Source organism: uncultured Jatrophihabitans sp. (assembly GCF_964246335.1).
Classification (GTDB): domain Bacteria; phylum Actinomycetota; class Actinomycetes; order Mycobacteriales; family Jatrophihabitantaceae; genus Jatrophihabitans.
Genome location: NZ_CAXTQF010000131.1, coordinates 1 through 2006, shown reverse-complemented (window position 1 = coordinate 2006; position 2006 = coordinate 1). Strand labels below are relative to the sequence as shown.

Sequence of the window (2006 nt, the reverse complement as noted above, 5' to 3'; positions counted from 1 at the left end):
GAACTGCATCGAGTAGACCGCTCGGCCCGAGGTCTTGCTGCGCAGGTCGCCGACGTACCCGAACATCTCGGACAGCGGGACGTTGGCCGTGACGACCTTGACGCCCGACGCGTCCTCCATGGACTGGATCTGGCCGCGCCGCGAGTTGAGGTCGCCGATCACGTCGCCCATGTACTCCTCGGGCGTGCGGACCTCGACGGCCATGACCGGCTCCAGGAGCACGGGCTGCGCCTTGCGGGCCGCCTCCTTGTACGCCATCGACCCGGCGATCTTGAACGCCATCTCGGAGGAGTCCACCTCGTGGTACGCGCCGTCGAGCAGCGTCGCCTTCACGCCGACCGTCGGGTAGCCCGCGAGCACGCCGACCTGCATCGCGTCCTGGATGCCGTGGTCGACGCTCGGGATGTACTCGCGGGGCACGCGGCCGCCCGTGACCTTGTTCTCGAACTCGTAGGACTGCTCGGCGGTGACGTCGAGCGGCGCGAGCGCGATCTGCACGCGGGCGAACTGGCCGGAGCCGCCGGTCTGCTTCTTGTGGGTGTACTCGAGCTTCTCGACCGTGCGGCGGATCGTCTCGCGGTAGGCCACCTGGGGCTTGCCGACGTTCGCCTCGACGTGGAACTCCCGCTTCATGCGGTCGACCAGGATGTCGAGGTGGAGCTCGCCCATCCCCTTGATGATGGTCTGGCCGGTGTCCTGGTTCTGCTCGGTGCGGAAGGTGGGGTCCTCCTCGGCGAGCTTCTGGATCGCCGTGCCGAGCTTCTCCTGGTCGCCCTTGGTCTTGGGCTCGATCGCGACCTCGATCACCGGCTCGGGGAACGTCATCGACTCCAGCACGACCTGCGCGTTCGAGTCCGAGAGGGTGTCCCCCGTCGTCGTGTCCTTCAGGCCGATCACCGCGTAGATGTGCCCGGCGGTGACGGAGTCGACCGGGTTCTCCTTGTTCGCGTGCATCTGGAAGATCTTGCCGATGCGCTCCTTGCGGCCCTTGGTCGAGTTGATGACCTGGCCGCCGGAGTCGAGGTGCCCCGAGTACACGCGGATGTAGGTGAGCCGCCCGAAGAACGGGTGGGTCATGATCTTGAACGCCAGGGCGGCGAAGGGCTCACCCGAGTCGGCGTGCCGCTCGATGACCTTCTCCTCGTCCCGGACGTCGTGGCCCTCGACCGCCGGCACGTCCAGCGGGCTCGGCAGGTAGTCCACGACCGCGTCGAGCATCGGCTGCACGCCGCGGTTCTTGAATGCGGAGCCGCAGAACACCGGGTAGATCTGGCTGGCGATCGTCAGCTTGCGGATGGCCGCCTTGATCTCGTCGGGCGTGATCTCCTCGCCCGCGAAGAACTTCTCGAGCAGCGCGTCATCGGTCTCCGCGACGGTCTCCAGCAGCTGCTGCCGGTACTCCTCGGCGCGCTCCTGCAGGTCCGCCGGGATCGGCTGGATCTCGTACTTGGCCCCGAGCGACACGTCGCCCTTCGCGTCGCCGGGCCACACCAGGGCGCGCATGTACACCAGGTCGACGACGCCGACGAAGTCGTTCTCGGCCCCGATCGGGATCTGCATCACCAGCGGCTTGGCGCCGAGGCGCTTCACGATGGTGTCGACCGTGTAGTAGAAGTCCGCGCCCAGCTTGTCCATCTTGTTGACGAAGCAGATGCGGGGGACGTCGTACTTGTCGGCCTGGCGCCACACCGTCTCGGACTGGGGCTCGACGCCCTCCTTGCCGTCGAAGACGGCGACCGCGCCGTCCAGGACGCGCAGGTTGCGCTCCACCTCGACGGTGAAGTCCACGTGGCCCGGGGTGTCGATGATGTTGAGCTGGGTGCCCTCCCAGAACGTCGTCGTCGCCGCGGAGGTGATGGTGATGCCGCGCTCCTGCTCCTGCGCCATCCAGTCCATCGTCGCGGCGCCGTCGTGCACCTCGCCGATCTTGTGGTTGATGCCGGTGTAGAAGAGGATGCGCTCGGTCGTCGTCGTCTTGCCGGCGTCGATGTGCGCCATGATGCCGA

1 protein-coding gene is annotated in these 2006 nt (G+C 67.3%); it reads right to left on the bottom strand.

The window, feature by feature from the left end:
- Window positions 1-2006 (bottom strand): elongation factor G (gene fusA, locus ACFFCN_RS18690; RefSeq protein WP_375494126.1); only part of this gene is annotated, 2006 nt, incomplete at both ends.